Source organism: Glutamicibacter sp. TV12E (genome assembly GCF_052441935.1).
Taxonomy (GTDB): domain Bacteria; phylum Actinomycetota; class Actinomycetes; order Actinomycetales; family Micrococcaceae; genus Glutamicibacter.
This window is the reverse complement of the sequence record NZ_JBQVVF010000001.1, coordinates 1,885,177-1,909,140: the sequence shown is the minus strand read 5'-3', so window position 1 is coordinate 1,909,140 and position 23,964 is coordinate 1,885,177. Positions and strand designations below refer to the sequence as shown.

Below are 23,964 nucleotides of genomic sequence, written 5' to 3'. Positions count from 1 at the left end.
GCATGCACCGGCTGCCGGGGTGGCGCTTACTGCTGCCCCGGCAATACCACCGGCCGCGGCGCATCCCCGCCGGCCCCGCGGCTGGCCAGAACCAGGTCGCGGGCACGCTTGGCCACGTCCTCATCGCGTTCACCGAGCAAGGCGACCAGACGTTGCAAATGATCAGCCCGTGCGGCATAACCCGAGCCAAGACGCTCGGACAGGCTCATGGCGGACAGCTCCTCGGCTTCGCGCCAAGCCATCATCAGCGCACGTTCGAAGAGACGCTGCCCCGCTTCATCAGCGTGCCCCGACTCCGAGGCACCCAAAACAGCAACGGCGTTGATCTGCGAATCGTCCAGGCCCAGGGCCAAGCGCTCCAACCGCCGCCGTGCCTGCTGAAGCGAGCGCGAACCGCGGGAGAATCGGTTGAAGCGCGTGGTGGCACCCAATAGGTACTGAACCAGTTGGATCAGGTTGAGCACCGTGAAGAAGAACATGAACGTGAGGATCCAGAACAACAGAGCCGTGTTGTAGTCAGGTTCTTCATATCCAGCGCGCTTGAGCACCGTCGCGAAGTCCTCGGCCGCATGGGCCACTTCCATCGACGGGTACCGGGATTCATAGATGCTTCCGTACTCCCAACCGCTAGTTGTTCCCCACGAAGCAGTCCCGCTGATGACAGCACCTGATATCAGGCCGGGCATGATCCCCTTGCCTTCATCGGTGATCAGCAACGGGATGATTGTCAGGTTTTCGGGCAGTTCCTGGCTGACTGGATCCATCCGATCCTTGTATTCGTTCTTGATCCTCCAAATGGCCTGCCGCACGCTTTGAGGCGTCGACTCGCGATATTCCGAGCCTTCCCTGTTATGCAGGTCCAGATAGGATTCCGCGTCGCGAACGGCTACCAGCAGGTGCTGTTCTACCTCGAAGTCTTCCTCCATATACCGGCGGATCTCGGCCTCGTCAACCAAACCGGCCTTGTCATCGAATTCCAAGACCATGCCTTGGCCCGACCCATCGTAAGTTGCCTGCGGTTTTTTGGTCACCGAGGACACGATGATTCCGGCGGCAATGAGGCTGGCGCACAGCAGTACCGCGAGCAGTCCGATGATCTTGGCTCGGCCGAGCTTGCCCGGTTCATCCTTGCCGCCCGGGCGTGCGGTAGCGAATTTGTTCAGCAACGCAACGAGCCACGAAGTGCGCTTGGTTTGCGTTTTCTGGCTTTGGTCCGTGCTGAGCGTATCGCCGAGAATTGACCGAGCCACGCTGTTGGCGACATGCAGCTGATGCAGGGCGCCATGTTGCGAGACGGGTGCCAAGCCCAGGGTCGAGCGCAGCTGGTTGTGCTCCACGCCCACTTCCGGGATAGGCGGCCTCTTCCCATGGGGGTAGCGGCGCAGCTGACGGATCAGCCGCTGGGCAATGCTTGAAAGCTTTTCTTCAGCGGCAGACCACGCCTGCACGGCATCGATCTGCTCAATATCGCCCTGGGCTGCATCTAGAAGATTTCCCAACGCTTCGCGAAGTGCTGCCAGATCCGCGCCGGCAACCATCCTTCCCGGTGCGTCTTCGAGGCGAATCAACAGCGCTGTCGCCGCATCGTTGATCGGGCTGCTCAGCTTGTCGAAAGTGGAACCGGTACCGGCCAGGCGTGCATGCACCGAACCGGCACCCATGAGGCTATCAGCCAAGCCGGTCAGCTTGCGCGTGGTGGCTTCAAAGGCCGCGAGCTTCTCGCCGGTTTCCTTGCCCAGGCATTGCTCGCGGTCAAAAAGTGCACCGACCAATGGGTCCTCATCGCGGGCGGCATTCAGCGACAGCTTCTGCAGCTGCGTCCATGCTGCGCTGAAACCTTCGGGACGCCTCGAGGGTTCAGTGGCGGAATATGTGGCCTCCAAGGCTTCCAAGTCCAGCACCACACGGGCCAGCTTGCGCTGGGCCACAGCCAGGCGGCGGTGCCTCGATTCCCACCGGGAACGGAAACGCAATGCAGGAACAAGGAAAGCCGCCGTGAGCATGGCACTGAGTCCGACTATGGAGAACCAGAAAATGACCGAGCTCGTCGCCGATTTATCCAGCACCACCGACGCGGTGTGCGCGGCGGCGACCACTGCCTTGGATCCATGGCCTACAGAAACATTCTTGGTGAAGGCCTTCGCGATGTCGTAGCTCAAGTCGGTATGCGCATCATCGCCGCCCGCAAGATTCCTGGCCAGCGCTACTCCGCTAAAGCGTTCCTCGACATCCGTATCCTTGGTTTCAAGGTTGTCCAGCTTGGAAGAGATGATGATCTGGTTATCCGGGATCTCGCCGCGCAGCTTTTCGTCACCGGTCAGCCAACGGTCCACCAGTATCAGGGTCAGCGGTTGCGAAGACCGTACCGGGTGCGCAGCCAGTTCCGCGTCGACGTGCTCCTGGGTGATATTGAAATCTTGTTCTCCCTTGATCTGGACGGTGACTTCATAGGGCAGCGGCACGCTGGCGGCGTGCACTGCGAACCCGGCGCGTACCCCCAGCAAGGTGGTCACCAGAGCAAGAAAAATCGCTGCAAAAGCCGTCCAATGATAGGGGCGGCGCAAGCTTCGGCCCATCGAATCGTGCATCAATCGTGCGGCCATTAGTGCTTCCCGCCTTCCTGCCAGAAGGTCCTGAGCACCGAAATCGGATCATTGCTTGCGGCTGCCGCGCTGGGCAGGAAGGAGCGCATCTGCTCAACCAGCTTTGCGTCGGCCTTCACGCGTGCCGCATCGGCTTGGGCCAAGGCAGCATCCACCAGTGAATCCAGTTCGTCGCGCAGCACCCATAGGTCGTCCAGCAAATCGGCGGCCTGTTGCGGGCCGGGCTTGGACTTTGCTCGTTCGTGGAGCTGGTCGAGTGCATCGGTGTGTGTGACAATTGCGGTGCGAACTTGTGGGGCAATTTCCAGTTGGGCGGCCCCGTCTCCATCGAGGAACCGCACCAGCAGCTCCAGCCCGCCTCGGTGCTGTTCGATGATCTGGTTCCACGACTTCACAGAGCTGCTGGCCGGTCCTTGCAGGCTGCGAGCCAGCTCAACTGCCCGGCGCAACAGGGAAAGGTGTTCGGACTGCTGCTCAAGTTGCTGTGCCTGGGCTTCAGAAATTCCAGCACCAGCGCTGGTGTCGACGAGGCCGGCTGTCGTTGAACCATAGTCGGCAAGGGCTTGCTCTCGTTGCACCTGGATTTCGTGCAAGGCCAGGGCACTGCGATTACCTGCCTGCACGTCAAGGGGTGTGGCCGGAATACGCCGAAGCGCATTAAGATCCTGCTGAATAGCGGATTCCCAGCGTTCGGCCTGCTTGGTTCGCTTTTGGGCAGCAGCTTGCAGCAATTTGCGGCGCTTGTTGCGCAATCCGAAGAACACGAGCACGCCAACGATGAGTGCCAGCACTCCGAGGGCGATCGACAGGGCGATCTTCTGATCCAGCGGGGCACGAAGGTTTTCAGTGGTTGACATCGCGACAGCGCTGATTCCAGCGGTGTAGTCGCCAGCTTCGAATTCCGCCTTGCCAGCTTCTAGGATCTTGTCTTTGCTGCCTGGTTCAGTTTCCCTGACGTTGCGCCCGGGATCAACAAAAACCTCGACTTCCCCGTCGGCCGATTCCGGAAGCATCACGCCCACCGCAATCCAGCCCTCGCCCACGTAACCTTTGGTTTTGCCGTTCTCCAGCCAGTCATCACTGAGTGCGTCGCTGTCCCCGAACATCAGCATGCCGCGGACGAGTTGGCTCGCGCCTTTGAGGTTATTGGGCTTTTTATCTACGCCGAGAAGAATCTTGGCGTTTTGCCCATCCACTGCTTCACGGACCGCACCCATGATTTGTTCTGAATCGATGTCATCGATCGCTGCATCCGTCACTGCCAGGTAGAACTTGCCTTCTTGGGAAGTGACCGAGGGAATCAGAATGGTGTCTTTGTTCTCTGACTCGCTGCTGGGCGACGATGACGGATATACCGGTTCAGCGGAATCAGAGGAAGCTGCCCAGCCGGCCCCCTGTGCCGGAGCGCTGACCGCGCCAAAGCTCAGTGCGCCCGCCATGGCCACCGCACTGGCCAGCAAAACAGTGTAGCGAAGTGGTCTTCCACGGCTGATGCGAGTCATGAAATCTACTGTATCAACAGGGCGTTGACTAACTATTGCGGTTCGCCGCGGGTAATCCTAGGTTCGCAACTCAGTCCAGTTGCTCCCGGCCCTGCCTAATTTATCGGGGTTCGAAACTTGCATGATGCGCTGGATGGATCCCGAAACAACATCAATGACCAACACGTCTTCCCTGCCCTCCATGGCGAACAGCAAAGCCGGCTCGCCATTGATGCGGCCGGTGCAGATCCGGCGCCCCGGGTTCTTTCGATCCACTCCAATCATGAATCGAGCGATCTTCTGCGCACCATAGACCGGATTAAGCGCGGCACGCACCTTCCCGCCGCCGTCGGAGTAGAGTACCGCGTCTTGGGCCAGCAACTTGACCAGCCCGTTGATGTCGGCACGATGTATGGCTTGTACGATCTCGGTCAGCAGCGACGCGACACGGGACACTTCAAGTTGCGGGGCTTGGGCTTGGCCGAGCTTCTTGGCGGCGCGGCTGAGCAATTGCCTCACTGCTGCCGGCGAGGTTTCCAAGACCGGGGCGATTTCGGCGGCGGTATATCCCAGGGCATGGTGAAGCACGTAGGCAGCTCGTGACTGGGCGGAGAGCTCCTCGAGCAGAAACAGGACGCCGAGCCGCAGCATCGAATCGTTGATCGCGGCCTCTTCGGGCAGCGCATTCTGGTCGATCGGCTCGGGAAGCCAGGAGCCGACATAGTCGGTGCGCTGATGCTGGGCCGAACGCAGCACATCAATGGATCGGCGGGTCGTCAGCGTGGTCAGGAACCCTGGCCAGTTCTCCACTGCGGCGACCTGATGGGGCTCAAGCCTGAAGACCTGTTCACCGACTGCGGCAACAACGTCTTCTGCTTGAGCCCACACGCCGAGCATGTTGTAGGCCAGCATCGTCAGCCGGGGCATGGCCTCTTGCCATTGCTCCAGCGCCATGCGGGCTTCGCGTTGTTCCACGCGCCCGATCGTATCAGCTGGTCTTGCCATTAACCGCGTACTGGTGGTTCGAGCTGAGTGGTGATGGCGATTCGGTTCCAGACGTTGATCGTTGAAATGGCCAAGATCAGATTTCCGATTTCTTCCTCGCTGAATTCTTCGGCCGCGTCGTTGAATACCTCGTCGCTCACACCGTGCGCTGCATCCAGTCGAGTGACCTCGTCGGTCAATCGCAGGGCGGCACGCTCTGCGTCGTTGAATAGTGGCGAATCGTTGTACGCGGCCACGGCGAAGAGCTTAGCTGCAGGAATGCCCACGTTCATCGCATCATGCGAGTGCATGTCCGTGCAGAAAGAACAGCCGTTGAGGATTGATGCACGGAGCTTGACCAGTTCATAGAGTTCCTTGGGCACCGCAGAACTGGCATAGGATTCCAGTCCCAAGACAGCTGCGTATCCCTTCTTGTGGGTCTTGCTCAAGTTCATGCGCATGGCATTGCTCCCGTTGTTTCGGCGTTCACGGCAATTTTTATGCCGTCAATAGATACGTCGTTTCAGGAGCTTTAACTGTGACGCCCCGGGGAAAAACTTTTCAAAGTTTTTCCCCGGGGCGTCAGTGCGGTTTGCTAGTCGAGCAGCATTGCCGGTTCCTGCAGGATGGAAGCAACGTCAGCCATGAAGCGGGCCGAAAGGTCACCATCGACTACGCGGTGGTCGAATGACCCGCCCAGCGTGGTGATCCAGCGTGGAACTACCTCGCCGTCTACAACCCATGGCTTTTGGCGGATGGTGCCGAAGGCAACGATGGCCACCTCTCCCGGGTTGATGATCGGGGTTCCGGTATCAATGCCCAGCACGCCGATGTTGGTGATGCTCAGCGAACCGTCGCGCATATCCTCTGGACGAGTCTTGCCAGCTCGGGCTGTGGTGGCCAACTCGTTCAGGGCAACGGCCAGTTCCTTCATGTTCAGGTTCTGGGCGTCCTTGATATTCGGGACCAGCAGGCCACGCGGGGTGGCCGCGGCGATGCCCAGGTTCATGAAGCGCTTCTGGTGGATTTCGGCGCCGTTTGGCGTTTCCACCCAGCTGGCGTTCACCGATGGGTTTCGTGCCGCGGCCCAGATGACTGCACGAGCCAGCACCAGCAGCGGCGAAACCTTGATGCCTTCGAAGTCGCGGGACTTCTTCAGGCGCTGCACGTATTCCATGGTGCGACTGGCATCCACATCAACGAAGATCGAGACATGCGGTGCGGTGAAGGCTGAATCCACCATGGCCTTGGCCGTGGCCTTGCGGACGCCGCGCACCGGAGTGCGTTCCACCCGGGCATCGGCCAGTTGGCCGTGCGCCCAGTAGGTTGGCGCTGCTGCATGCTCAGCCTCGCGCTGGGCCTGGTAGCTGTTCACATCTTCGCGAGTGATCTCGCCCTGGCTACCTGTGCCGACGACATCATTGATATCGATGCCGAGTTCCTTGGCCAGGCGGCGCACCGGGGGCTTGGCCAGCACGCGGTCGACAAAGCTTGCCACCGCGGGCTTGCGGCGGTCCACTTCTTCGCGTACGACGCTGCCCAGCGACTGGGCACGTCGGGTAATGGTGTCTGCCAGTGCCGAGCCGGAAGTGCGCACCGCTGCGGCGCGAGTGCCGGCAGTGGATGGGGCCGGACGGCTGGTGCGCTGGCGGCGTACCGACGAGTCCGCGGTGGGCCCGGAGCCGACCAGCGGGCCAGGTTCTTCCGAAGCCTGCGGGGTTGCAGTGTTCAGTGCTTCCACCGGTTCAGGCACACCGGTTGGAGGTGCGGCGTTGCCGTCCTGGTCGATGCTGATCAGCGGGTTGTCCACCAGGACGGTGTCGCCTTCGGCGGCATGCAGTTCGGTGACGACACCGGCGAAAGGGCACGGCAGCTCAACGAGCGACTTTGCGGTTTCGATCTCGACAAAGATCTGGTTGACCTCGACGGTATCGCCCACTTTGACTTTCCACGAGGCGATATCTGCTTCGGTCAGGCCTTCGCCCACATCGGGGAGGTTAAAAACTGTCATTTCTACTCCTTGGGTCCCGCTTTAGTAAGCGAATGACCGGTCGAGGGCTTCGAGCAACTTGTCGATGTCAGGCAGGTACTGCGACTCGACCTTGGATATCGGGTAGGGCATGTGGAATCCTCCGACGCGCAGCACCGGTGCTTCCAGGGAAAGGAAGGCGCGCTCCGTGATCCGGGCTGCTATTTCGCCACCGATGCCACCGAAGGTCGGGGCTTCGTGGGTGACGATCAGCCGTCCGGTCTTCTGCACCGATTCGGTGATGGTGTCGAAGTCGATTGGGGAAATCGACCGCAAGTCGATCACCTCGATGCTTCGGCCATCTTCCAACGCAGCATCCGCGGTGGCCAAGGCAATAGGAACCAAGGGGCCGTAGGCCACGATAGTTGCATCGGTGCCGGGGCGAACCACCTGTGCCTTGAAGGCGTCCAAGGCCGGCGTTTCGGTATCCACCTCGCCCTTGAGCCAGTAGCGGCGCTTCGGCTCGAAGAAGATCACCGGGTCCTGGCAGGCTGCTGCCTGCTGGATCATCCAATACGCGTCATGGGCGTTGGACGGGGTGATAATGCGCAGACCCGCAGTGTGGGCAAAGAGCGCTTCCGGGGATTCGGAGTGGTGCTCGATGGAGCCGATGCCGCCGCCGTAGGGGATGCGGATGACCACTGGGGCGGTCAGGCGTCCTTCTGAGCGGGCATGCATTTTGGCCAGCTGCGTGGTGATCTGGCTGAAGGCCGGGAAGACGAATCCGTCAAACTGGATCTCCACCAACGGGTTGAAGCCGCGCAGGGCCATGCCCACGGCGGTGCCGACGATGCCGGCCTCTCCCAATGGCGAGTCGATGACTCGGTGGGTTCCGTACTTGTCGATCAGCCCATCGGTGATGCGGTAGACGCCGCCGAGGCGTCCGATGTCCTCGCCCATGAGCAAGGATTTGTCATCGGATTCCAGGATCTTGTCCAGGCCAGTGGTGATGGCCTTGGCCAGGGTCATTGTGGTGGTCATTTACTGCTCTCCCTCGGCCGCATCTGCGAATCCGGCTTCATACTCCAGGTGCCACGCCAGTTCTTCCTTGATCAGCGGGTGCGCTTCCGCGTACACCTGTTCAAAGGACTTGGCCAATGGCGGGACAGGGAATGCCATGGCGTCCTCACGGACCTTGGCGGCCATCGCGTCAGCATCTTCAGCGAGCTGTTCAAAGAATGCGTCATCAACCAGGTTGTTGTCGCGCAGGTAGGTTTCCAGGCGGATCAGCGGATCCTTCGGCGCCCACTGCTTCTCTTCTTCGCTCATGCGGTACTTGGTGGGATCATCCGCGGTGGTGTGCGCGCCAAGCCGGTAGGTCACAGCTTCAATGAGCACCGGTCCCTTGCCGCTGCGGGCGTGCTCCAGGGCCCAGCGGGTCACAGCGAGCACTGCCAGGACGTCGTTGCCGTCTACCCGGACGCCGGGCATGCCGTAGCCGGCCGCGCGGGTTACCAGTGGAACCTTGGACTGCACTTCGAAAGGAACCGAGATAGCCCACTGGTTGTTCTGGCAAAAATACACCACTGGCGCGTCGAAGGAGCTGGCGAACACCATCGACTCGTGGGTTTCGCCTTCCGTCGATGAGCCGTCACCGAAGTAGGCCACGACGGCGTTGCCCTCGGCTGCGCGGCGTTCTTCGTCCCAGCCCTGCTGTTCCATGTTCAAGGCCATGGCGTATCCGGCCGCATGAGGCATCTGCGCGGCAAGAACCATGGTGTACATGTGGAAGTTGTTTTCCCGAGGGTCCCAACCTCCACCGGAAATGCCGCGGAAGAGGCGAAGCATCTCCGAGAAAGACACGTCGCGAGTCAGGGCGACTCCGTGCTCTCGATAGGTAGGAAAGATGTAGTCGTTCGGACGGGTAGCACGGCCCGAGCCGATCTGCGCCGCTTCCTGGCCACGCAGTGGAACCCAGAGGCACAACTGGCCCTGACGCTGCAGCGCTGTGGCTTCCTGGTCGAACCGGCGGGTCAATGCCATGTCGCGGTAGAAACCGCGGAGCATCTGATCGTCAACGTCACCCAGATACGCATCGTACGTTTCGTGGGAGTGACGCTGGCCGTCCGGGGTCAAGATCTGAATCAGATCCGTCTCCGTCGCCTCAGTCGCAGCACGCGTCATATATCTTCCTTTGATCTTAAATATGCCCCACACGGAATACATTCCGCATGGGACATATACGGCTTGTCTAACTCCTAAGCCTATAGCCATTGGCTGCTAAAACGCGAGACAACAGCACCAATCAGCTATGCGCCAAATACAGTGATTCCTTACACAGCTCGATGAATCGATCGTTCGCTTCCACTTCACCAATCGATACCCGCACGCCTTCATTGGCAAAACCACGTACCGAAAGCGCCACCGCATTCGCCCGCTCAACGAATTCTGCGGTCTTCTCCCCCAAAGGCAACCAGACGAAGTTCGCCTGGGTTGAAGGAATCTTCCAGCCCTGTTCCTTCAGTGCTGCCACCACGCGCTCACGCTCTTGAACCAAGGAATCAACGCGTTCGAGCACCTGGTCAATCTGCGACAGCGATGCGACCGCCGCGTCCTCGGCAACACTGGATACGGCAAAAGGCGTGGCCATCACACGAAGATTGTTGGTGATTTCCGGGTGGGCCACCGAGTACCCAACGCGGAGGTTCGCCAGGCCGTGAGCCTTGGAGAAGGTGCGGAGCAACACGACGTTCTCATGTGCGTTATAAGTATGAAGTCCATCCACCGACTTCTCGTCCCGCACGAACTCGATATAGGCCTCGTCCAGGACCACCAGAACATTTTTGGGTACTCGTGCCAAGAAGTCATCAACTTCGGCCTGGGTCAGGATGGGTCCGGTCGGGTTATTCGGCGTGCACAGCAAAATGATTGACGTGTTTTCGTTGACGGCGGCAATCATCGCTTCAAGATCGTGGCGTCCATCTTCCAGCAGCGGAATCTCCACTGGGAGCGCGCCGGCAGACTGAACGAGGATCGGGTAAGCCTCGAATGATCTCCAGGCGTAGATCACTTCGTCTTGGATGCCGTCTTCGTTCTGCCCCGAGAAGGTGCTCAGAATCTGGGTCAAGGCGCCGAGCGACCCGGCACCCGTGACGATATCCTCGGCGGGAACGTCCAGATACTCGGAAAGGGCCTCGCGCAGTTTGGTCGACAACGGATCTGGATAGCGATTCAAGCTGCTCTGCTCAATCACTGCCTGTTTCACGGTGTCCAGAGGGCCAAATGGGATCTCGTTCGATGACAATTTGAAGGCGGTGATGCCTTCTACAGATGCTGGCGGCTTACCCGCAGCGTATTTTGGCAAACGTGCAACGACGGGGCGTGGCTGCACCTGGTCCTGGGTCACCGGATTCTCAGTCATAGCTAAAGGGTATCCTCCATCTGGGGGCTGATTACATCCCATCCACATACCGATCTCAGCTTTTTATGACAGAGTTAAAGCATGAGCTTCCTCATTCGAGTCATCATTAATGCTTTGGCCCTCGCGGCCGCTGTTTGGATCGTTCCCGGCTTGCAGATTCACGCTGTTGGCGATGGAGCGGCAAGTACCGCGATCGCCTACCTCGTTGTCGCAGGCATCTTCGGCCTGGTTAACGCCTTGGTGCGACCCATCGTGAAGTTCTTTTCCTTGCCAATCACCTGCTTGACGTTGGGCTTGTTCACCATAGTGATCAATGCCTTGATGCTATTGCTCACTTCTTGGTTGACCAGCTTCACTCCCATCGAGCTTTCCATTGAGCGCTTCTGGTGGGACGCCATTGCAGGCACGATCATCATTGCGATCGTCTCCGCGGTCCTGGGATTGTTCGTCAAAAGCGACCGAGACCAACTCTGATCGGGCGTTCGTAGCATAGGAAAGTGGTTTCCCTCCGGAAACCACTTTTTACTGCCCTTTTTCGAATCAATGGGGAAGGCTCATGTTCTTGAGTCTCTTTTCGTTGTCTAGTCGTTGTTTCTCAGTCATTCTCCGAGGTACGCGCTCAATCTTGAACTTCCGTATTTTCATCGGAGTTTTCGGCAATTGGAAGTGCCCGAGATGCTCGCGGATTTCAGGTTTCGGGTTCTCGCCCAACTCGCGCAAGTGATCCCCGTAGTTCTTGAGTTGATGCGGCGCACCGAACAAGGAATCGTCATCAAGCAACGGCTTGATCCTCTCGCGTGGCCCGTCAAAGATTGTCGTGTAATGGTTCCGGCCCCGATTTTTATTCGGCGTTCCGTCGGTTCCCGGGACCATGTCCTTATCGTCCTCCACAGATAGGCTGCGGACCCGATCTGGGATTTCGATTCCACCGATGGGCGATCCCAGTGTGATCATCTTGTTCATCTTGTACTTGCGATTCAAGAACTTGTTCTTGATTAACTGCGCCACATGAATCCCGCCCTGCGAGTACCCGGAAAGAATGATCTCGTCTCCCTCTTTGGCACCGCTGGCTTCAATGGCATCAGCGATCGCATCCACATAGTTCTCAGATTCAAGGCCTAATGCATCAGCAATTCCCCACTCATCAAAAGGAACTCCATCCCCTTCCGAAGGTTGGGTTCCGGGAAGAATCACCGCATAGGTATTCCCATCAACCTCCACAACCATGAACTTCCCATTTTCCTCGGGGCCGCGGTCCTCGAGCATGCTGTGGAGTTCGTAGAAGCTTTCCGGCCCGCCATTCACGCGAACTTCTTGCGGCGGGTCCTGCTGTGTAATGACGATGTCGGTATCACGATGTGAACTGAAGTGCCGGATCATCCCGGTAAGCTCTTTGGTCTGGATTTCAACTTGATCGCCGAAGCTCTTGCCCCAGCCCAACGTTAAATCCGGGCGCATCAGCATCAACATACACAGGATCGTCTCCATTTGTTCCGTGGGCGGGCGCATGTTGTTGATCTTGATGCTTTGGATGACATCGCCAAGCTTTTGCACAAAAGTCATGGCGAGAATTCGGTGCTCCACCCGGTTCTCGGCTGATTCGTAATTACGGCTGGCCTGCCCAATAGCAGAGCTCAGCTGCTCGCTCTCCGAAGCGGACGACTCGGCCCGGAACATCGCTGCACGCAGCCGCCATACGAGGAAGTCTAAGCTAGGGCTCCGTGCAACCACGCAGGCACCCGCAGCCGCCGCGACCAGGTCATTCTGGCATCGGCTCGCTGCGCGCTGAGCACAGAGCACCCGCTCGCGAACCTCAGCCAGGTCGCGTGAAACCTGCCGGCAGACCTCATCCGCTTTCGCGTAATCGAACTGGTTGTAATTGACGTCATACCCCATGATCAGAATGCCATTTTCTGCTTCATGATCTGCAACTCCAGTTCCTGGATTTCCCGGGTTGCGGCACCCACATACGACTCGGCTTCCGCCAGCTCCCGGTTCAGCTGCTCCAACCAGGTGCTTAGCTCCAAGACCCGGTCATAAAAGGCCCGGCCCGCCGCAGATTTCCAAGTCAACGAACCAATGGAATCAAGCTGCGCAATGGCAAAACGGGTGGTTTTCTGGGCATCATCCAACTGAAAAGCCATCGAGTCCAATGTTGCTGAGAACATCATTTTCCTGCTCCTCGTCATTCGAATTCTGTTGCCCATCATGGCCGTGGACGCCACGAATCAGAGCGGGAAGGGCCCTCGATGTGGAAACCTGCATGAAGTAAAAGATGTGAAGGCGGGCAAGGAATGGAAGAATATGGGTATGGCTGAGATTGCGCGCACTTCCCTTGCTAATGAACCACTGGCACTGACTGCCCTCGACGGACGCTACCGCAGCGCCGTGGCACCGCTGGTTGACTACCTTTCCGAAGCGGCTTTGAACCGCGATCGCGTTCACGTTGAAGTTGAATGGCTGATCCACTTGACCGACAATTCCGTTCTTCCAGGCACCTCGCCGCTCTCCGATGAGCAGAAGGCTGCGCTGCGCAAGATCGTCACCGACTTCAATGCTGATTCCGTGAAGGAACTGGCAGAGATCGAAGCAGTCACCGTTCACGACGTGAAGGCAGTGGAGTACTACATCGCCAACCGCCTCGAAGCTATCGGCATTGGCAACCTCAAGCCGCTGGTCCACTTCGGCTGCACCTCCGAAGACATCAACAACCTCTCCTACGCCTTGGGCGTCCAGGGCGGCGTGACCAGCGTTTGGCTTCCAGCAGCCCGCGACCTTGTCGCACAGCTGGCCAAGATGGCTGAAGATTCCCGCGAAGTCCCAATGCTCTCGCGCACCCACGGCCAGCCAGCTACCCCAACCACCCTGGGCAAGGAACTGGCAGTGCTGGCATGGCGCCTGACCCGCCAGCTGGACCGCATCGAGAAGACCGAGTACCTTGGCAAGATCAACGGCGCTACCGGCACCTACGCAGCCCACTACGCTTCGGTGCCAAGCGCCGACTGGCAGCAGATTTCCAAGAGCTTCGTCGAGCACCTGGGCCTGACGTGGAACCCGCTGACCACCCAGATCGAATCCCACGACTGGCAGGCCGAGGTCTACGCAGACATCGCCCGCTTCAACCGCATCCTGCACAACCTGTGCACCGATGTCTGGAGCTACATCTCCATCGGCTACTTCGCACAGATCCCAGTGGCAGGTGCCACCGGTTCCTCGACCATGCCGCACAAGGTGAACCCAATCCGCTTCGAGAACGCGGAAGCCAACCTGGAGATCTCCAACGGCCTGCTCGACACCCTGGGATCTACCCTGGTGACCAGCCGCTGGCAGCGCGATTTGACGGATTCCTCTTCGCAGCGCAACATCGGCACCGCCATCGGCCATTCGGTGCTGGCGATCTCCAACGTTGCCAAGGGCCTGGACCGACTGTCCGTGGCCGAGGCAGTGCTGGCTGACGACCTGGACCACAACTGGGAGGTCCTCGCCGAGGCCATCCAGATGGTCATGCGCGCCGAGGCCATCGCAGGCGTCGAAGGCATGGACAACCCCTACGAGCGCCTGAAGGACCTGACCCGCGGACAGCGCGTAGACGCAGCCCGCCTCAAGGAATTCGTTGGAGAGCTCGGATTGTCCGCTGAAGCCGAGCAGCGCCTGCAGTCGCTGACCCCTGGCACCTACAACGGCATTGCTTCCCAGCTGGTTGACCACCTGAAGTAGCAGGCCACGCCGCCACGGGAAAGGCCCGGCGCATCTTGGAAACTTCCAAGATGCGCCGGGCCTTTCCTATGCACCGCGTGTCAGACAGCCATCACGTTTGCATCCACTTCGTCTTATGTTCCACAGCGATGCCGTGGAGTGAAAATTGGCCCATGGCCATTTTGAAGTACTTCGAATAGTCTGCCGCGGGGTATCGCACCAAAGCGATCTTGACCTCATCACCGCCATCCGCAGTTTGCCGTCCGGGCAGGCCTGCGTCGCCCGCGACCTTCAGCAGCAGCGAACGATGAAGCTGGGACGGGTCCCACAGGAGCTTGACCTTCGCCTCATTTTTATACTGGATGCTGGTGACCGATTCGATAGATTCCCACGGGATCCGCCGTTCTCCTCGCACCACAAGTCCGGATTTCTCGACAATCATGTCGATAGCTTCAGCTCCGGTGCGCTTGAGGCCTGCCAAGGCCGTCGCCGAGCCGATAGCTCCAAAGATCAGGAACGCGCCGCCGAATGCGGCTGGAATACTTTGCAGGCCGATTTGAGCTCGACGGGAGGAGGATTCGGGGAGGTCGTTGCTGATCAGGTAGTAACCGAGGTAGGCAAGTACCGCGCCGATAGCCAGGAGGACCAGGCTTTTCCGCAGCCTCGGCAGGTGGTGGTGCGGTTGCGTCACGAACCCGGTGACGCTTGGCGCACCGGATTTCCCGTTGCCCATCAGGGCTCCTCTCCCTCGATGTCTTCTGCGAATGAGACCGCCTCGAAGAATTCGACCATTGGTTCCATCATGAATCCCAAAGTGGTCAGGTCTGCGTCATAGGCTTCCAGCACAAAAATCATTCCATGGCTGCGTCCAACGGTCCTTATATGCCCGATTGCGGCGGCAGCCTGAATTTGATCAACGGCAATTTCCTCCGAAGCGATGGTCGATGCAGATTGGACAAGCTCGCCAAAAACCCCGGATTTGAAGGATTCCAGGTGCAAGGGGGTCACCGACTCGTATTCCGGCTTGGCAATTTCCTCCAGGCTCGACTCCGGATCATCCTCGAAGATCGCCAGATGCGCCGTTCCCAGGGCGTGTCCGTCTTCCGGCGAATACCAGAAGGTGTGCGAGGATTCCTCGAATTGGTTCACCGCGACTTCCAAGGCCAGCTGCCGGTAGGTCTCGCGCAAGTCTGCATCGTCGGGAATTGCGCATTGGGACAGGTCTTCGGCCCATTCCTCCGGAGTCTGGAAGCCATCTCCGGGAAATTCCCGAGGCACCGGCAGCCAAAATTCCAGATCCGGCTCGATTTCATAGGCGGTCATTGCACCGGCACCCACTTGAAGCTTCCCAATATCGCATATCCCAGCTGTCTCAGCCCCTCATTCACTTCGTCCTGTTTCACCTGATCCAACTCAGCATAGGTGTACATCAGCCAAAGCCCCGCCTTGGGATCAGGATCCACACCACCATCTGGCAACGGGCGGGGCACCACCATATTTATGCCATGGCTTTGAAGCTCCGGGGCGTCCTTCGCCCTGGTACTCGTGTTCCAAAAGTACCAATCGGCATCTTCGACGGATTCCGTGTCCACCGTGCACCCGCGAGCGGCACGTTGTACGGCTTCAGCCAAGGTGCCGCTCGGGCCGGTTTTCAGCGGTGTCACGATCAACGAGACCGGCCAGACCCCTGCTTTGCCGCGCTCTGCCGGTATCGCGAAGCTAAGCGATCCACGCCGTCGCAGGTCCTCGAACATCTCATGGACCTTCTGGCGCAGCATAAGCACGACATCGGCACGACCCTGCGCCCGGGGCTCAGCCGTGACCAGCTTCACCAGGGCCTCTTCGAACTCTATGCTGGTCCTGAATTCACGCCATCCAGGAGGGAAAACCATACGGTACCGGATCCCGGCAGGCACTGGGCTAGCTTGCATTTGACCTTGGGCCATGATTTCTCTCCGCCACCACTCGATATTTGCTGTCTGGAACCAGGCCAGGGAAATCAGGCATTATTTTTCATTGATCTTGTTCTGGAGCCCGAAGAGGCCCACCGAGATCAGCCACTGTCCGAATTCTTCCCGTGTCGCTCCCTTGCCTACACCCTTGGCCCATTCTTCGGCGACTCGTGACACCTGGTGAGGGTTATTTTCCACATACTCGGCCAAGGCGCGTTGCTTCGCCGCACCTCCATCCAGCGCGTAGGTCACATACATTTTGAATTTATTCTTCGAGAAGGAGTCCTCGAACCCCTGCATATATGCATCTTTTCGCCGGTTGTGGGCATCTCGGAATCTTTGCTTCTTGACATCGTTCTGCCGACGGATTTGCTGGCGCCTTGGCCCGTTGCCTTTCACCCGGGTCATGCGTGGGCGTCTTCCAACAGGCTTGACCGAAGACCTGACGATACCTTTGGCACTGCTCGTGCGTGTCTTCGTCAGGGCCTTGAAGAAGCCCTTTGAGCCCTTGCCCATACTGGAGAATACCTTGCCAAAGACACGGCCAAAAGGAACCAATCCGATGATGGCAAATGCCAGGTCCGACCAAGAACCGTCGCCAACGGCCATCTTATATATCTCCATGCCCAAAACAATCACGGAAGCCACCAGCGCAATGGCACCAAGCACCAAAGCGAGGGGGCCGGTGACGAAGATCGCAATAATCGCGGCGGCTAGAGCGACATAGTTGAGGATATCCCCAATGAGTTGCATGGCGGTATCGTCATTTCCCGCGGCCTCAAAAGCATCCTCGATCTTTCCTACGGCCTCGTCATATGCGTCCTCCCAGTAGGAGACACGGCCGTCGAATTTTCCCCAGAGCTCCTCGAGCTCCTCTTCGGCATTCTGTCGCGCGGTCTGGGCATCCTTCAGGCCCTCGGCGGCTTCTTCCTTCTGCTCGTCAGTGCCTTCGCCCATGCCGAGGAACCCGTCGTGCTCATTGACAAGGCCTTGAGCATCGTCTTCGAGGTTCCGCTTCGACTCCGCGGTCGTATTGGCTTCCTGGATATCCTCAATCAAAGTGCCCAGTGAAGCATAGGTATCAACCCCGCCCTGAGCAGTACATTGGGCAAAGGCGCCTTGGACACTGGCCAATGCGGAAGAATAATTCTTCAGTGCCTCTCCCGTGCCGTTGTATCGGATCGCGGCCTTGCGCAGATCTGGGAAAACCTCGTCGGCTGATTCCCGAACCTTGGTGATGGCTTCAGAGGTTAAATCAGTAGTTCCGTTGCTGATGTCTTCCAGGCGATTGGCAGCACGGTCCATGGCCTCGCTGGAGCGAATCAATTCCACGGCATGGCGATGAATGTCTTCTGCATCTCCGTCAATCAGTTCAAGGCTCTCGCCGGTGATTGGTGATTGCAGGGTCATGGCTGCGTTCCTTCTGTTGGTCTGCCGTGTTTACTTGGGAGTATCGCTTTTCCGCGAATTCAGGAATGCTTGTTGGGTTTTCGTGTCCCATTCCTTGAATCCGTCTCGGATATCCTTCAACTGCTTATGAACGCCGTCCAGTTTCTCCACCAGATCGTCGCGCGTGTCATTCCAGTCATTCTCGAAATCTTCAACACGATCCTTGAGGTCCCCCTTGCCCTTGGGCGTGCCAACCGAGCGCGCAATGTCCTTCGCGACCTCGGAAGCATCTTTGAAATCCGTGATGCTCGCCCCTAGGTCGGCAACGATCTCGTCAAGTCGGGCCAAGTAGATGATATCGCCCACTGGTCAACGGCTCCTTTTTTCGATAGATCCACGACAACATGAATTGCTTGAACGACCAGTGAAGTGGCCGCCTTGAATATGCCTGGCGGCCACCTCATGTCGCACTAATTCCAGATGCTACTGGCCGGCCATTCCGCGGTCGGTGTCCTGGATCTGCGACATCATGTCGCGCAGTGCCGTCGCCATGTCGTTGATGCCCTCGAAAGCCTTCTTCAGGCCCTGGTCCAATTCCTTGTAGCCCTCGCCGAACTGGCCCGAAGCGTGCTCAGTGGTGAAATCCTCGCCCAGCAGCTTGTCAACACCGGAGTGCAGCTGATCCAGGATGCCGTCCAGGTCATCGCGGCCGGTATCCAGCTTCGACGCCATGGCTTCCATTTCACCGTAATTGGCCTTGAAATCAGTCATAACTATTCTCCTCAAGAATTCAGCAAGCCCGTTGTTCGGACCGCAATGGCAGGTAACGGAATCTACGCTAATGTGGCAAATGGCTTTAATACAATGGGGAGAAGTCCCCGTGGCGGACCAATATCCCATTGAAGTAGAAAGATCCTATGGACGTCGTCGCAGCAACCCTCGCCAAATCCCGCATACTCGGAATGCGGCCGGCCGATGCTCGCTTGCGCATCTGGTCCTACCTGATTGACTACGCCGTGGCGCTCGCTGCCTTGCTGCCTGCAGGCATCGGCTTGGTGATCTTCCGGGTCAGCGGCGCCTTCTCAACGGTCCCCATGGCACTGAGCGCAGTCAGCGCCCTGCTCATGCTGATTTATGCAATAGTGCTGATCTCGATGAACAGCCGCAAGGGCAGTTCCCCGGGCAAGTCAGCCATGCGCCTGCGCTCGGCCCAGGTGGGCACGTTCCAGGCCCCTGGTTTCGCCCGCGTACTGGTCGCCGGCCTGGTCTTCCTGCTCAGCCATCTTCTCCCGGTCATCGGCCCGGCACTGCTGCTGCTCTCCTGCCTGTTCGACAAGGAACACGGCCGCAGCTGGCTGGACAAGATCGCCCAAACCTTCGTGGTGGACGTCCGCAATGGGCTGGACCCCACCAATCCTCGGGCGCTGGCCCGGGCAGAGTATCTGCTCGCCCGGCCCGAACGCGATGTCTCCGAGCATCTGCCATCGCTGGGCACGGTGGATGGCGGCGCCGAGCTGGACGAGCTTTCGCTGCCCTCCCGTCCAAGGTCCACTGCGGGCATCATCGGCGCGCAGAACAGCGATTGGCATGCGGCGCCGGAGAATTTCGGCGGAGTCATCCGGCGCGCGGCCTTCGCATTTGATGACGGCTCATATATCCCGGTGCCCGAATCCGGGCTCATCGGCCGGGCTCCGCAAGCCCAGGGCAGTGCCGGCAACGAGCTGCTGATCGCGTTGAAGGATCCCCAGCGCCTGCTGTCCAAAACCCATCTGGCCTTCGGCTGCGACGGGATGAGCGTGTGGGTCATGGATCTGGACTCCGGCAACGGAACCCAGATCACCGTGGCTTCCGGCGCTCCCTATAACATCTCGTCCCGGACCCGGGTGAACCTCAACGACGGCGACATCGTCCACGTTGGCAGCCGATCCTTCCGCATCACTTTCCAGGAGACCGACCAGTGAAAATCAAGGCCACGCTCAGGCGCCAGGACCACAGTACCGTCGATATCGTGATGACCTGCGATGCCACCGCCACGGTGGGCGACGCGGCGCGGGCCCTGGCTGGCGAACAGTCCCCGGAGCGCCCCACCTTGCTGGCAACGGCCGCCGGCACCGCGCCGGTGCAGCTGGACCCGCAGACCCTGCTGGCCGAGGCCGAGCTCGGCTCCGGCTTCGCCATCGAGGTCGTGCCGACCACCGATGCCTTCGTCTCGGGCGGTTCGGCCGCCGCGGTGCTGCGCATCGCCAATGGGCCGGATGCCGGCATGGCGTTTGCGCTGCCCGCGGGCACCTCAACGGTGGGGCGCTCGGAAAAATCCACCGTGGTGCTCAACGACCGGCTGGTCTCCACCAAACATGCCCGCATCGAGGTGGGAAGCAAGATCGAGCTCGTGGATCTGAACTCCGCCAACGGCATCCTGGTCGATGGCGGGCTGGTGCAGCGGGTGGCCGTGATCCCCGGGCAGCTCATTACCCTCGGCGCCACCGACGTCTACTTCGAGCTGCTGCCCCGGCATACCACCGGGCAGTCCCCGGTGCACGAAAAGGGCGGCTCGATCATCTTCAACCGCTCCCCCCGCGTGGAAATCCGCCATCCGGGCCAGGAGCTGCCCCGCCCCGCGATTCCGCAGGAAGCCAGTCCCAAGCTCTTCCCCTGGCCGATGATCTTCGCCCCGATGATCATGGGCCTGACCATCTTCTCGCTGACCCAGCGCGTTCTCTCGCTGATCGTGGTCCTGATTTCCCCGCTGATGATGCTGGGCAACCTGATCGGCCAGCGCACCCAGAACAACAACAAGCTGCGGCTGGAAATCGAGACCTTCGAACGGCAATTCGAGCAGCTCGAAGATGCCCTGCTGGACGGGGAGGAAGCCGAGCGGGCGCACCGGCGCAGCGAGGCCCCGGCCACCGCCACGGTCTTCGAGCAGGCCGAGTCGCTCGGCCCGCTGCTGTGGACCCGGCGCCCCGAGCATTGGAATTACCTCTCCCTACGATTGGGCTCCGGCTCTGCGCGCAGCCGCACCACCGTCGCCGAGCTCTCGGACCGTGCAGGGCTGCAGGATTACGTGGAACGGGTGGAGCAGCTCACCGAGAAATACCGGATGATCGACGATGTCCCGATCATCGAGCTGCTGCCCGCCGCCGGGGCCATCGGCATCGCCGGGCCGCGCATTCAGGCCGCTGACGCCCTGCGCTCCCTGGCCGTGCAGCTCTTCGGCCTGCATGCTCCCAATGACCTGTGCACCGCGGCGATCATCGACCCGGCCTGGACCGAGGACCTGGAATGGTTCAAGTGGCTGCCGCACACCACCGGCCCGCGCTCCCCGCTGGCCAATATCGCGATGGCCGACACCCAGCCCTCGGGCACGGTGCTGCTCAACGCCCTCGAAGAGCTGATCGCCCGGCGCAACGACCCCTCCTCCTACCGCCTGGGCCCGCTGGCCACCAATGATTCCTCGATGGAAATGGGCAAGGAGGTCGGCGAGCAGAATTCCAAGGTTCCGCCAGCCAAGGACCTCTCGCTGGTGCTCTTTGTCAGCAATGACGCCCCGGTGGACCGCGCCCGGCTCTCGCAGATTATCGAGCGCGGCCCGGCCGTGGGCATCTACACGATTTTTGTGGCCCCCACCGTCGAGTCCCTGCCCGCGGCCTGCCGCACATTCCTCGATGTCACCGATGGATTGGACGCTGCCCGGGTCGGGTGGGTCCGGGCCGGCGAGGAAGCGCAGCAGGTCACCGTGGAAGGGGTCTCGCGCGAGCACGCCGAGCACTTCGCCCGCCGGCTGGCCCCGGTGGTGGACTCCAGCTCGCTGATCCCCGACTCCTCGGATATCCCCGACTCGGTGTCCCTGCTGCGGGTTTTGGGCACCGAGCTGGCCGAGTCCCCCGAGGCGGTGCTCGAGCGCTGGAAGCAGAACAACTCGGTGATCGACCGCGCCGCCACCGGTTCCAGGCCGCGGCTCAAGCGCGCCGGAACGCTGCGCGCCTACATCGGCCAGGGCACCCCGGATGCGATGAGCCTGGACCTGCGCACCCAGGGGCCGCACGCGCTGGTAGGCGGAACCACCGGCTCGGGCAAATCCGAATTCCTGCAGGCCTGGGTGCTGGCCATGGCCGCCGAGTACAGCCCGGACCGGGTCACCTTCCTGTTCGTGGACTACAAGGGCGGTTCGGCCTTCGCCGACTGCGTGGAGCTGCCGCACTGCGTCGGGCTGGTCACCGACCTCTCCCCGCACCTGGTCCGCCGCGCGCTGATGAGCCTGCGCGCCGAGCTGCACCACCGCGAGAAGCTCTTCCACCGCAAGAAGGCCAAGGACCTGCTGGAGCTGGAAAAGCGCCAGGACCCGGAAACCCCGCCGGCCCTGGTGCTGGTGGTGGACGAGTTCGCCGCCCTGGCCGGCGAGGTGCCCGAGTTCGTGGACGGCGTGGTGGACATCGCCCAGCGCGGCCGTTCCCTGGGCATCCACCTGATCCTGGCCACCCAGCGCCCGGCCGGCGTCATCAAGGACAACCTGCGCGCCAATACCAACCTGCGCGTGGCCCTGCGCATGGCCGATGCCGCGGACTCCAACGACGTGGTGGAGGACCCGATTGCCGCGGGCTTCGACCCCTCGCTGCCCGGGCGCGGCATCGCCAAGACCGGACCCGGCCGGCTGGTGCCCTTCCAGTCCGGCTATGCCGGCGGCTGGACCACAGATGAGCCCGAGGCGGCCGAGGTGCGCGTGGAAGACCTGCGCTTCGGTGGCGCCCGCGTCTGGGAGCAGCCCGAATCCGCCAGCGAGCATATCGAGGAGAACAGCGGGCCGAACGACCAGAAGCGCCTGGTCTCCAGCTTCATCGCCGCCTCCCATGGCGCCGGCATCCCGGCCCCGCGCCGGCCTTGGCTCGATGACCTGGCGGCCACCGTGGACCTGCGCGAGCTGGCCCCGGACTCGGACAGCAAGATCCCGCTGGCCCTGGCCGACATCCCCGAGCACCAGGCCCAGCAAACCGCCTGGTTCGAACCGGATACCGACGGCCACCTGCTGATCTACGGCACCTCCGGCGCCGGCAAGTCCGCGGCCCTGCGCAGCATCGCGCTCGCGGCCGGCGCCAACCCTTCGGCCGGCACCGCCGCGGTGTACGCCCTGGAATTCGGCACCAGCTCGCTGCGCTCGCTGGATCCGCTGCCACAGGTCGGCGCGGTGATCGGCGGCGATGACGTGGAGCGCATCCAGCGCGTCTTCCGCATCCTCTCCGAGCACCTCGATGAGCGCTCGGCCCGCTATGCGGCTGCGAACGCCGCGAACTTGAGCGAATACCGCCAGGTCACCGGCAACATTTCCGAGCCGCGCATCTTCCTGCTGATCGACGGCTTCGGCCAGTTCCGCAGCGACTGGGAACTGGGCCACGGCCGCGGCGAGTTCTACCAGGTGTTCATGCGGATCGTGGGCGAAGGCCGCCCGCTGGGCGTGCACGTAGTCACCACCGCCGACCGCTTCGGCGCGGTGCCCACCGCGATCAGCGCGAACATCACCCAGCGCGTGGTGCTGCGCATGGCCGATGAGCAGGCCTACAACGTGCTAGGGGTGGCCAAGGATGTGCTCAGCGAACGCAGCGTCCCGGGACGCGCCATCATCAAGGGCCACGAGGCGCAGATCGCGGTGCTCGGCGGCACCGCCAACGTGGCCGAGCAAACGGCGTTGACCACCAGCTGGGCCCAGGAGCTGCGTGCTTCCGGGGCCCCGCAGGCCGCCAGCGTCGAAGCCCTGCCCCAGGAGTTCTCCGCCGAACTGCTTCCGGACTCGTTCCAGGGGCAACCGGTCATCGGCCTCTCGGATGCGACACTGGGCCCTTGCGGTTTCGAGCCGATCGGATCCTTCGTCATCGCCGGCCCTCCGCAGAGCGGCAAGACCACCGCGCTGCGCGCCATGGTCACCGCCCTGGAACGGGCCAACCCGGCCACCCAGTTCTTCCACATCGGCGGTCGGCGCGCCGAGCTGCGCACCTGGCGGATGTGGAACGGCACCGCTTCGGGCCCGGCGGAAGCCCGCCAGTTCGCCAAGGACATGGTGGATATGGTCGCCGATGAGTCCATGCCCGGCAAGATGGTCTTTGTGGTCGAGAACTTCAGCGAGTTCGGCGACTCGGATGCCGAGCGTCCGCTCAAGGAGCTGCTCAAGGCCATCAACCGCTCCGACCATTTCCTGGTGGCCGACGGCGACATCAACCAGTTCTCCTCCAGCTTCGGCTTGCTCGGCGAACTGAAGTCCAGCCGGCACGGCATCGCGCTCAAGCCCGACGCCTACGACGGGGACTCGCTGTTCAAGGTGCCCTTCCCGCGGGTCAAGCGCCACGAATTCCCGCCAGGCCGAGGCTTCATGGTCCAGAACGGCCAGCGGACGCTGGTCCATCTGCCGCTCGTGGAGCAGTAGGCCAGCGGCCTGGGCGCAAAGAAAGGTGGATTCGCAACCATGCGAATCCACCTTTCT

The 23,964-nt window shown here is 60.8% G+C and carries 20 protein-coding genes; 4 read left to right on the top strand and 16 right to left on the bottom strand.

The genetic code is table 11. The features are described 5' to 3' along the window. Window positions 1–26: 26 nt before the first annotated feature. The 8 genes from ACT7DV_RS08900 to ACT7DV_RS08865 form a co-directional block, all read right to left on the bottom strand. On the bottom strand, window positions 27–2,603 hold the full coding sequence (locus ACT7DV_RS08900) for a hypothetical protein (RefSeq protein WP_444661904.1): 2,577 nt from the start codon (window positions 2,601–2,603) through the stop codon (window positions 27–29). Next, window positions 2,603–4,105 carry a hypothetical protein gene (locus tag ACT7DV_RS08895; protein ID WP_444661903.1) on the bottom strand — a complete coding sequence of 501 codons (1,503 nt, stop codon included), beginning with the start codon at window positions 4,103–4,105 and terminating at the stop codon, window positions 2,603–2,605. The genes ACT7DV_RS08900 and ACT7DV_RS08895 overlap by 1 nt, the downstream gene beginning before the upstream one ends. A 57-nt stretch (window positions 4,106–4,162) precedes the next feature. Next, a complete protein-coding gene (locus tag ACT7DV_RS08890; RefSeq protein ID WP_444661901.1) occupies window positions 4,163–5,059 on the bottom strand; it encodes a sigma factor-like helix-turn-helix DNA-binding protein in 897 nt (298 codons plus the stop codon). 29 nt (window positions 5,060–5,088) lie between these two features. Then, window positions 5,089–5,529 carry a carboxymuconolactone decarboxylase family protein gene (locus tag ACT7DV_RS08885; RefSeq protein WP_444661899.1) on the bottom strand — a complete coding sequence of 147 codons (441 nt, stop codon included), beginning with the start codon at window positions 5,527–5,529 and terminating at the stop codon, window positions 5,089–5,091. A 134-nt stretch (window positions 5,530–5,663) separates the two neighbouring features. Continuing rightward, window positions 5,664–7,079 carry a dihydrolipoamide acetyltransferase family protein gene (locus tag ACT7DV_RS08880; protein WP_444661898.1) on the bottom strand — a complete coding sequence of 472 codons (1,416 nt, stop codon included), beginning with the start codon at window positions 7,077–7,079 and terminating at the stop codon, window positions 5,664–5,666. A 21-nt stretch (window positions 7,080–7,100) separates the two neighbouring features. Further along, a complete protein-coding gene (locus ACT7DV_RS08875) occupies window positions 7,101–8,078 on the bottom strand; it encodes an alpha-ketoacid dehydrogenase subunit beta (RefSeq protein ID WP_444661896.1) in 978 nt (325 codons plus the stop codon). Next, the gene (gene pdhA, locus ACT7DV_RS08870) at window positions 8,079–9,221 is read right to left on the bottom strand and encodes a pyruvate dehydrogenase (acetyl-transferring) E1 component subunit alpha (RefSeq protein WP_444661894.1); all 1,143 of its coding nucleotides are present in this window, start codon (window positions 9,219–9,221) and stop codon (window positions 8,079–8,081) included. A 121-nt stretch (window positions 9,222–9,342) separates the two neighbouring features. Beyond that, entirely contained in the window at window positions 9,343–10,458 is a 1,116-nt protein-coding gene (locus ACT7DV_RS08865) for a histidinol-phosphate transaminase (RefSeq protein ID WP_444661892.1), read from the bottom strand. Between the two features lie 81 nt (window positions 10,459–10,539). On the opposite strand from ACT7DV_RS08865, the gene ACT7DV_RS08860 reads away from it, so the two are divergent. Beyond that, complete coding sequence (locus ACT7DV_RS08860) at window positions 10,540–10,932, top strand: phage holin family protein (RefSeq protein ID WP_444661891.1); 393 nt, start codon at window positions 10,540–10,542, stop codon at window positions 10,930–10,932. A gap of 66 nt (window positions 10,933–10,998) precedes the next feature. On the opposite strand, the gene ACT7DV_RS08855 is transcribed toward ACT7DV_RS08860, so the two are convergent. Continuing rightward, a complete protein-coding gene (locus tag ACT7DV_RS08855; RefSeq protein WP_444661889.1) occupies window positions 10,999–12,354 on the bottom strand; it encodes a hypothetical protein in 1,356 nt (451 codons plus the stop codon). 2 nt (window positions 12,355–12,356) lie between these two features. Next, window positions 12,357–12,629 (bottom strand): hypothetical protein, encoded by a 273-nt coding sequence (locus tag ACT7DV_RS08850; protein WP_444661887.1) that lies wholly within the window; start codon window positions 12,627–12,629, stop codon window positions 12,357–12,359. A 139-nt stretch (window positions 12,630–12,768) separates the two neighbouring features. Between ACT7DV_RS08850 and purB the strand changes: the two genes are divergently transcribed. Then, window positions 12,769–14,175 (top strand): adenylosuccinate lyase, encoded by a 1,407-nt coding sequence (gene purB, locus ACT7DV_RS08845; RefSeq protein WP_444661885.1) that lies wholly within the window; start codon window positions 12,769–12,771, stop codon window positions 14,173–14,175. Window positions 14,176–14,266: 91 nt separating this feature from the next. Here the strand turns inward: purB and ACT7DV_RS08840 are convergent, their stop codons facing one another. The 6 genes from ACT7DV_RS08840 to ACT7DV_RS08815 form a co-directional block, all read right to left on the bottom strand. Further along, window positions 14,267–14,887 carry a hypothetical protein gene (locus tag ACT7DV_RS08840; protein WP_444661883.1) on the bottom strand — a complete coding sequence of 207 codons (621 nt, stop codon included), beginning with the start codon at window positions 14,885–14,887 and terminating at the stop codon, window positions 14,267–14,269. Further along, window positions 14,887–15,477 (bottom strand): hypothetical protein, encoded by a 591-nt coding sequence (locus tag ACT7DV_RS08835; protein WP_444661882.1) that lies wholly within the window; start codon window positions 15,475–15,477, stop codon window positions 14,887–14,889. The genes ACT7DV_RS08840 and ACT7DV_RS08835 overlap by 1 nt, the downstream gene beginning before the upstream one ends. Next, the gene (locus ACT7DV_RS08830) at window positions 15,474–15,986 is read right to left on the bottom strand and encodes a hypothetical protein (RefSeq protein WP_444661881.1); all 513 of its coding nucleotides are present in this window, start codon (window positions 15,984–15,986) and stop codon (window positions 15,474–15,476) included. The genes ACT7DV_RS08835 and ACT7DV_RS08830 overlap by 4 nt, the downstream gene beginning before the upstream one ends. Window positions 15,987–16,160: 174 nt before the next feature. Continuing rightward, window positions 16,161–17,516 carry a putative T7SS-secreted protein gene (locus tag ACT7DV_RS08825; protein ID WP_444661879.1) on the bottom strand — a complete coding sequence of 452 codons (1,356 nt, stop codon included), beginning with the start codon at window positions 17,514–17,516 and terminating at the stop codon, window positions 16,161–16,163. A gap of 30 nt (window positions 17,517–17,546) precedes the next feature. Further along, the gene (locus ACT7DV_RS08820; RefSeq protein WP_444661877.1) at window positions 17,547–17,861 is read right to left on the bottom strand and encodes a hypothetical protein; all 315 of its coding nucleotides are present in this window, start codon (window positions 17,859–17,861) and stop codon (window positions 17,547–17,549) included. A 117-nt stretch (window positions 17,862–17,978) separates the two neighbouring features. After that, window positions 17,979–18,266, bottom strand: a complete 288-nt coding sequence (locus ACT7DV_RS08815; RefSeq protein ID WP_347038139.1) for a WXG100 family type VII secretion target — start codon at window positions 18,264–18,266, stop codon at window positions 17,979–17,981. A 146-nt stretch (window positions 18,267–18,412) separates the two neighbouring features. Between ACT7DV_RS08815 and ACT7DV_RS08810 the strand changes: the two genes are divergently transcribed. Continuing rightward, the gene (locus ACT7DV_RS08810; protein WP_444661875.1) at window positions 18,413–19,456 is read left to right on the top strand and encodes an RDD family protein; all 1,044 of its coding nucleotides are present in this window, start codon (window positions 18,413–18,415) and stop codon (window positions 19,454–19,456) included. After that, window positions 19,453–23,907, top strand: coding sequence for an FtsK/SpoIIIE domain-containing protein (locus ACT7DV_RS08805; protein ID WP_444661873.1), 4,455 nt, complete (start codon window positions 19,453–19,455; stop codon window positions 23,905–23,907). Before ACT7DV_RS08810 ends, ACT7DV_RS08805 begins: the two co-directional genes overlap by 4 nt. Window positions 23,908–23,964 lie beyond the last annotated feature (57 nt).